This is a genomic window from Macromonas nakdongensis, assembly GCF_002837145.1.
In the GTDB taxonomy this organism is placed as follows: Bacteria; Pseudomonadota; Gammaproteobacteria; order Burkholderiales; family Burkholderiaceae_C; genus Macromonas_B; species Macromonas_B nakdongensis.
This window is the reverse complement of record NZ_NWMV01000153.1, coordinates 1-8353: the sequence shown is the minus strand read 5'-3', so window position 1 is coordinate 8353 and position 8353 is coordinate 1. Positions and strand designations below refer to the sequence as shown.

Sequence of the window (8353 nt, the reverse complement as noted above, 5' to 3'; positions counted from 1 at the left end):
GCTGGCAGGGCCCGACCGAGGCCAGCGAGGCCACCGGGCTGCTGCCCTGGCTCGCCCAGCCGGCCCTGGCCGAACTGGGCACCGCCATGCCCTGCCTGTGGGACCGCGCCCGGCTGCAGGCCTGGCCCGCGGCCCCGACCGAGGCCCTGGGCGCCAGCGGTGGCCAGCTGGTGGACGCCGCCGACGTGCCTGCGGGCCAGCCCGGCAGCACCCCCTGGCCTGCGGGCCCCCGCTGGTTCAGCGGCGACTGGTACCTGGCCCCGCCGGGCAAACCCAACGTCGCCCAGGCGGCCTCGCGCCAGCGCGCCCTGCAACTGCTGCAGATGGTGGGCGAAGACGCCGACACCCACCTGCTGGAAGACGTGTTCCGCCACGACGCCGCCCTGTCCTACCAGCTGCTGCGACTGGTCAATTCGGTGGCCATGGGCAGCCGGCGCGAGATCACCAGCTTCGGCCAGGCCATCCTCCTGCTGGGGCGCCAGCAACTCAAGCGCTGGCTCAACCTGCTGCTGTTCGCCGCCCGCGACGACGACGAACGCAGCGCCATGCTGATGGCCCGCGTCAGCCTGCGCGCGCGTGGCATGGAGCTGCTGGCCCAAGCCGCGGGCCTGGACCGCCACGGCCAGGACCAGGCCTTCATGACTGGCATGTTCTCCATGCTGGGGGTTCTGTTCGGCACCCCGCTGGGCGAGATGCTGCGCACCATCCGCGTGACCGACACGCTGCACGCCGCCTTGATCGACCACCAGGGCGAACTCGGCGCCCTGCTCACCACCTGGGAAACGGTGGAGCGCGCCGACCGGGCCGGCACCGCGGCGCAACTGGCGCGCTGGTCGGTGAGCGCCGACACCTTCAACACCCTGTTGCTGCAAGCCTGCGGCTGGGTGCTGCACCTGACACAGGAGAGCCTGGCCCATGGCCGCCCCGCCTGAAGCGCCCATGCCCGGGGCGCACCTGCCGCAGGTGCGGCTGGACCTGGCCGGCTTCATCACCGGCTGGAACGCCGCGGCCAGCGCCTGTTTCGGCCACAGCGAAACCGAGGCCCTGGGCCAGCACCTGCTGCTGCTGTGCCAACCGGACGATGGCGACTTTGCCGAACTGGCCCCGTGGCCAGCAGAGCGCGGCCCCCTCCAGGGCACCGTGCTGCGACGCACCAAGAACGGCCAGACGGTGAAGCTGCGCCTGACCCTGCAGCGCGAGACCGACGCCGATGGCGACACCTGCGGCCTGTGCGCGGTCTACGAACCGCTGGACACCGAGATCAGCGCGCAAGACCGGCTGCGCCTGTATGTCAGCATCATCGAAAACAGCAGCCAGGGCGTGCTGGTGACCGACGCACAGGGCCGCATCGTCACGGTCAACGCCGCGTTCAGCCGCATCACCGGCTACCCCGCCAGTGAGGCATTGGGCCAAACCCCCGACCTGCTGCGCGCCGGCCGCGACGGCACCGACTTCCACGCCCAGGTGCAGGCCGCCATGCACGGCCCCGGTCTGTGGCTGGGCGAGGTGCTGGGGCGGCGCAAAAGCGGCGAGGTGTTTCCGCTGTCGGCCTGCATCAGCACCGTGCGCGACGAAGACGGCGCGGTGACCCACGCCTTCTGCATTTTTTCCGACATCACCAGCCACCACGACACCGAAACCCGGTTGCAGAAGCTGGCCAACTTCGACACCGTCACCGGCCTGCCCAACCGCCTGCTGCTGGGCCAGTTGCTGGCCCAGGCCTTGAGCCAGGCCAAACGCGGCAAGGGCCTGGGCGCGGTGCTGGTGGTGCAACTGCAGCGCCTGAGCTGGATTTACGACACCCTGGGCCACGAGGTGGGCGACGACCTGCTGGCCCAGGCCGCCCACCGGCTGCAAAAGGCCTTGCGCGAGCAGGACATCCTGGCCCGGCTGGGGCACGACAAACTGGCCATCGCCCTGCCCAACATGCGCCGGCGCGAGCACGCCGGCCTGGTGGCGCACAAGGTGCTGGCCCTGCTGCGCCCGGCCTACGTGCTCCACGGCCTGGAAGTGGACTGCCCGGTGAGCGTGGGCATTGCGCTCTACCCCGACAACGGCATGGACACCGCCCAGTTGCTGCGCTGCGCCGAACTCGCCAACCAGCGGGTGGACGACCACGACACCCCCATCCGCTTCTTCAGCGCCGAGATGAACGAACGCGCCACCGAGCGCTTCCGCATCGAAGGCGAGCTGCGCCACGCTCTGGCCCACGGCCAGCTGCAGCTCTACCACCAGCCCAAGGTCAGCCTGCGCACCGGGCGCATCGTCGGGGCCGAAGCGCTGCTGCGCTGGACGCACCCGACGCGGGGCCTGCTCCACCCGGGCCAGTTCGTGCCGGTGGCGGAAGACTCGGGCCTCATCCTGGAACTGGGCGACTGGGTGCTGCACGAAGCCTGCCGCCAGCTGCGCGACTGGCACACGCGCGGGCTGGACATGCCGCCGCTGGCGGTCAACCTGTCGGCGCGGCAGTTCGACAAATACCTGCCCAAACGCATCGACGCCCTGCTGGCCACCCACGACCTGGCGCCACACCGGCTCAAGCTGGAAATCACCGAAAGCCTGATGGTGCGCAGCGCCGACGAGGTGGTGCCCATCATGAACGAACTGGCCGCCATGGGCCTGGGCATCGCGCTGGACGACTTCGGCACCGGCTACTCCAGCCTGGCCTACCTGAAGAAGTTCCCCATCACCACACTCAAAATCGACCGCTCTTTCGTCATCGGCATTCCGCAGCAAAGCGACGACTGCGCCATTGCCCGCGCCATCGTCACCATGGGGCAGCAGATGCGCCAGGAGATCGTGGCCGAAGGCGTGGAAACGCGCGAGCAGATGGCCTTTTTGCGGGCGCTCGGCTGCGACCAGCTGCAGGGCTACCTGTTCAGCCCGCCGGTACCGGCCGACTCCTACGAGCGCCTGGTGCGGGAGGACATTCGGCTCCCACTGGATTGAGGCGCCTGGGCCACTGAGGCTGGAAACGGCCCCTGCCGATCGGGCCCATCGCCGCAGACGCGGGAAACACCCACCCGGTGCAACCTGCACACAGACAGGTGCTGCGCATTGGCGATGATCCAGCGCCCGACCTCAAAGGTGGCCCCCCAGATCCGTCGGCAGCGCAAACCCGCCCGCCAGCGCCTCGCGCAGGTAGGCCACCAGCACCGTCACCGCGCGCGGCACATAGGGTGTGTAGGGGCGCAGGGCGTACAGGTCCTCGGCGAAGGCGCCCACCGATTTCCATTGCGGCAGCACCCGCACCAGGCGCCCGTTGAGCAGGGCCTCGCGGGCGGTGAAATCGGGCAGCAGTGCAATCCCCAGGCCGCCCAGGGCGGCGTCGCGCAAGGCCTCGCTGTTGTTGGCGGCCAGGGAGCCCGCCACCGGCAGGGTCAGCCGCTCGCCGGCGCGTGCCCCGCCCAGCGCTTCGAAATGCCAGGCCGGGGTTTCGTGGGCGCGGGGGTAGTGCAGGCAGTTGTGTGCCACCAAGTCCTCCGGCTGCTGTGGGGCGGCGTGCCGCTGCAGATACGCACCGGCAGCCACCAGCACGCTCTGGGTGGCGCACAGGCGCCAGGCCACATGGGTGTCTGGCGGGCGGGCGGTGTGGCGGATGGCCAGGTCGAAGCCCTCGGTGGCCAGCGCGCTGAGCCGGTCCGACAGGTCGAGCTGCATGCGGATGCCGGGGTGGCGCTGCAAGAAAGCCGGCAGCAGCGGCACGATCTGCTGGCGCGCCAGCGCCACCGGCGCCGTGACCCGCAACAGGCCGCGGGGCTCGTCGGCCTGGTCGCTGGTTTCGGACCAGGCGTGGGCAATCTGGTCGAACGAAGGCCGGGTGCGGTCCACCAGGCGCTGGCCCGCTTCGGTCAGGCGCACGCTGCGGGTGGTGCGCTGCACCAGGGGCACGCCCGCCACCCGCTCCAGCTCGGCCACGCGCTGGCTCATGGCGGCCTTGCTCACCCCCAGGCGGTCGGCCGCGGCCGTGAAGCTGCCCTGCTGGGCCAGCACCGACAGCCAGTACAGGTGGCCCCAGAGGGCATCGATTTTTTGCGCTTCCATGCAGTCATTGTTCAGTTTGATGAACAATATTTTCAGCGATGGGGGCTATGCACGCCAGGGGGGCTCTTTCTACACTGCCTCCATCTGTTCCGACCCACCGACACCCCCATGCACACCTACACCGACCCCACCGAAATCGCCCAGTACATCGCCGGCCAGCGCAGCGCCGGCACCAGCCAGCGCGTGCAGCCCGTTTACAACCCCGCCACTGGCGCCGTGAGCCGCCAGGTGCGCCTGGGCAACGTGCAAGACGTGAACACCGCCGTCGCCGCCGCGCAAGCCGCCTTCCCGGCCTGGGCCGACACCTCGCCGCTGCGCCGGGCGCGCATCATGTTCAAGTTCCTGGAGCTGCTCAACCAGCACAAGGACGAGCTGGCCGCCATGATCACCGCCGAGCACGGCAAGGTGTTCACCGACGCGCAGGGCGAAGTCACCCGCGGCATCGAGATCGTGGAGTTCGCCACCGGCATCCCGCAACTGCTCAAGGGCGACTACACCGAGCAGGTGTCCACCGGTATCGACAACTGGACCATGCGCCAGTCGCTGGGCGTGGTGGCCGGCATCACGCCGTTCAACTTCCCCGTGATGGTGCCGATGTGGATGTTCCCCGTGGCCATTGCCTGCGGCAACACCTTTGTGCTCAAGCCCAGCCCCATCGACCCGTCGCCCTCGCTGTTCATCGCCGACCTGCTCAAGCAGGCCGGTCTGCCCGACGGCGTGTTCAACGTGGTGCAGGGCGACAAGGAAGCCGTGGACGCGCTGCTGGACCACCCGGATGTGAAGGCGGTGAGCTTCGTCGGCTCCACCCCGATTGCCAACTACATCTACGAAACCGGCGCCCGCCACGGCAAGCGCGTGCAGGCCCTGGGCGGCGCCAAGAACCACATGGTGGTGATGCCCGACGCCGACGTGAACCAGGTGGTGGACGCGCTCATTGGCGCGGCCTACGGCTCGGCCGGCGAGCGCTGCATGGCCATTTCAGTGGCGGTGCTGGTGGGCGACGTGGCCGACAAGGTGATGCCGCTGCTGGTGGAGCGCACGAAGCAGCTCAAGGTGCTCAACGGCACCAACCTGGCCGCCGAAATGGGGCCCATCGTCACCCCCGCCTCTCATGCCCGCATCAGCGGCTACATCGCCGCCGGGCAGGCCGAAGGCGCGAAGCTGCTGGTGGACGGCCGCCAGTTCGACGCGGCGCAGACCGGCGAGGGTTGCGAGCAGGGCTTCTGGATGGGCGGCACGCTGTTTGACCACGTCACGCCCGAGATGAAGATTTACAAGGAAGAGATCTTCGGCCCGGTGCTGGCCTGCGTGCGCGTGCCCGACTTTGCCACCGCGGTGCAGCTCATCAACGACCACGAGTTCGGCAACGGCACCGCCTGCTTCACCCGCGACGGCAACGTCGCACGCGAGTTCGCCCGCCGCATCCAGGTGGGCATGGTCGGCATCAACGTGCCGATCCCAGTGCCCATGGCCTGGCACGGCTTTGGCGGCTGGAAGCGCAGCCTGTTCGGCGACATGCACGCCTACGGCGAAGAAGGCGTGCGCTTCTACACCAAGCAAAAAAGCGTGATGCAGCGCTGGCCCGAAAGCATTGGCAAGGGCGCCGAGTTCGTGATGCCGACGTCAAAATAAGCACACGCCACCGCCCCACGGCCGCCCCGCACGGGGCGGCCCCGCCGAGGAGACCTGTTTGGACAACAACAACACCTACGACTTCATCGTGGTCGGCGCCGGCACCGCCGGCAGCCTGCTCGCCAACCGCCTGAGTGCCAACCCCGCCCACCGCGTGCTGCTGATCGAAGCCGGCCAGAAAGACGATTACCACTGGGTCCACATCCCGGTGGGCTACCTGTACTGCATCGGCAACCCGCGCACCGACTGGCTCTACCAGACCGAACCCGACGCCGGCCTCAACGGCCGCCAGTTGCGCTACCCGCGCGGCAAGGTGCTGGGCGGCTGCAGCAGCATCAACGGCATGATCTACATGCGCGGCCAAAGCCGCGATTACGACCGCTGGGCGCAAATCACCGGCGACGAGGCCTGGACCTGGGCCAACAGCCTGGCCGACTTCAAGGCCCACGAAGACCACTACCGCCTGGACCCGGGCGGCGACGCCGATGCCGCGTTTGCCGCCCTGCACGGCCACGGCAAACGCCCCGAAACCGGCAGCGGCGGCGAATGGCGGGTGGAAAAGCAACGCCTGCGCTGGGACATTCTGGACGCCTTCGCCCAGGCCGCGGTGGAGGCCGGCATCCCGGCCACGCCGGACTTCAACGGCGGCAACAACGAAGGCGTGGGCTACTTCGAGGTGAACCAGAAAAGCGGTTTCCGCTGGAACACGGCCAAGGCGTTTTTGCGCCCCACCTGCTACGGCCGCCCCAACTTTGACCTGTGGAACGGTGCCCAGGTCAGCCGCCTGCTGCTGGAGACCCAGCCCGACGGCAGCCAGCGCTGCGTGGGCGTGCAGGTGTGGACCGGCACAGAGATGGTGACCGCCCACGCCGAACGCGAGGTGGTGCTGAGTGCCGGCGCCATCGGTTCGCCGCAGATCCTGCAGCTCTCGGGCGTTGGCCCGGCGGCCCTGCTGCAAGCGCGTGGCATTCCGGTGCAGGTGGACCTGCCCGGGGTGGGCGGCAATTTGCAGGACCACCTGCAAATCCGCTCGGTGTACAAGGTGCAGGGCGCCAAAACGCTCAACACCACCGCCAATTCGCTCTGGGGCAAGGCGATGATCGGGCTGGAATACGCCCTCAAGCAAAGCGGCCCCATGAGCATGGCGCCCAGCCAGTTGGGCGCCTTCACACGCAGCTCGCCCGAGCACGCCTGGCCCAATGTGCAGTACCACGTGCAACCGCTGAGCCTGGAGGCCTTTGGTGAGCCGCTGCACGCCTTCCCGGCCTTCACCGCCAGCGTGTGCAACCTCAACCCCAGCAGCCGGGGCACGGTGCACGTCAAGAGCAACCGCTTTGAAGACGCCCCGGCCATCGCCCCCAACTACCTGAGCACGCCCGAAGACCGCCAGGTGGCCGCAGACAGCCTGCGCCTGACGCGGCGCATCGTGGCGCAACCCGCACTGGCGCCGTACCAGCCGGAAGAATTCAAGCCCGGCGTCCAATACCAGAGCGACGCCGACCTGGCCCGCCTGGCCGGCGACATCGCCACCACCATCTTCCACCCGGTGGGCACCACCGCCATGGGGGCGGACGGCGACCCGAACGCCGTGCTCGACAGCCACCTGCGCGTGCGCGACGGCCGCGGTGGCCGCATCGCCGGGCTGCGCGTGGTGGACGCCGGCGCCATGCCCACCATCACCAGCGGCAACACCAACAGCCCCACGCTGATGATGGCGGAGAAAGCCGCGCGCTGGATGCTGACCGGGCAGTAAGCGCCCACTGACGGCGAGGGCCCTGGTCCTCAAGGGTCCAGGCGCCGCAGCAGGTGCCGCATACCGCGCACCAGGCCCTGGGGTTGCTCCACCACCTGGAAGCCGCGCCGGCCGAAGATGCGCTGGGCGTAGGCGTCGGCCAGGGGGTCCAGCACCAGGCCGCAGACCTCGACGCCCCGCGCCCGGGCCTCGCGCACCGCCGCGGCCGCATCCTCGATCAGGTGGTCGGCGCGGAACACGTCCACGTCGGACGGCGCGCCGTCGGTGACGACGAAGACCGCGCGCTGGGGCGAGGGCTCCTCGGCCAGCAGGCCGGTGGCATGGCGGATGGCCGTGCCCATGCGGGTGGAGCCGTGTGCCACAGCACCGGCCAGGCGGTGTTCGGCCGGCCCGTTCAATGGCTGGCCAAAGTCCAGCAGCCGTTCGTAGCCAACCCGGTGGCGGGTGTCGGAGCGAAAACCGTGGATGGCCACCCGGTCGGGCGCCGCCTGGAGGGTGCGGGCCAGGGTCAGCGCGCCGTGTTTTTCCAGGTCGAGCACCGTGGCGGGCCCCCCGAACGCCGGGTCGCTGGCGGATTGGGACAGGTCCAGCAAGACCAGCAGCGACAGGGCCTGCGGCGCGAACACCGCTGGGCGGAACACCCGGGGATCGGCCTGGGGCTGCCGGGCCCGCTCCACCCACACGCGCACCAGGGCGTCCATGTCGATGTCGTCGCCCTCGCGCCGTGGCGGCGGGCGCTGGCGGCGGTCCAGCCGCTGGCCGCGCCAGCCCCGCACCGGGGGCGGCAGCGCCATGCTCGAAGCCACCGCGCCTTCCGCCGGGGCCGGGCGGTGCTCGGTGAGGGTGCACCAGTCGGGGCGGTGCCGCCCGAGGGTGGCGTCCCATTCGGGGTAAACGAAGGTCAGGGCCTCCGGCTCGGCCAGC

General features: G+C 69.9%; 6 protein-coding genes. 4 read left to right on the top strand and 2 right to left on the bottom strand.

Translation table 11 applies throughout. The annotated features are described in order from the left end of the window. On the top strand, nt 1-932 hold a 932-nt coding region (locus CON77_RS14545), incomplete at its 5' end, for an EAL and HDOD domain-containing protein (protein WP_157826989.1). Next, nucleotides 916-2949: a putative bifunctional diguanylate cyclase/phosphodiesterase gene (locus CON77_RS14540; protein ID WP_101050291.1), complete on the top strand. Its 2034-nt coding sequence runs from the start codon at nt 916-918 to the stop codon at nt 2947-2949. The genes CON77_RS14545 and CON77_RS14540, both read left to right, overlap by 17 nt. Before the next feature lie 132 nt (nt 2950-3081). Here the strand turns inward: CON77_RS14540 and CON77_RS14535 are convergent, their stop codons facing one another. Then, entirely contained in the window at nt 3082-4044 is a 963-nt protein-coding gene (locus tag CON77_RS14535) for a LysR family transcriptional regulator (protein WP_101050289.1), read from the bottom strand. Between the two features lie 108 nt (nt 4045-4152). Between CON77_RS14535 and CON77_RS14530 the strand changes: the two genes are divergently transcribed. Together CON77_RS14530 and CON77_RS14525 are read left to right on the top strand one after the other, a co-directional pair. After that, entirely contained in the window at nt 4153-5676 is a 1524-nt protein-coding gene (locus tag CON77_RS14530) for a CoA-acylating methylmalonate-semialdehyde dehydrogenase (RefSeq protein WP_101050287.1), read from the top strand. Nucleotides 5677-5734: 58 nt separating this feature from the next. Further along, the gene (locus CON77_RS14525) at nt 5735-7429 is read left to right on the top strand and encodes a GMC family oxidoreductase (protein WP_101050285.1); all 1695 of its coding nucleotides are present in this window, start codon (nt 5735-5737) and stop codon (nt 7427-7429) included. Nucleotides 7430-7458: 29 nt separating this feature from the next. Here CON77_RS14525 and CON77_RS14520 read toward each other — a convergent pair. Next, nucleotides 7459-8353 (bottom strand): nitric oxide reductase activation protein NorD (locus CON77_RS14520; RefSeq protein ID WP_157826988.1); only part of this gene is annotated, 895 nt, incomplete at its 5' end.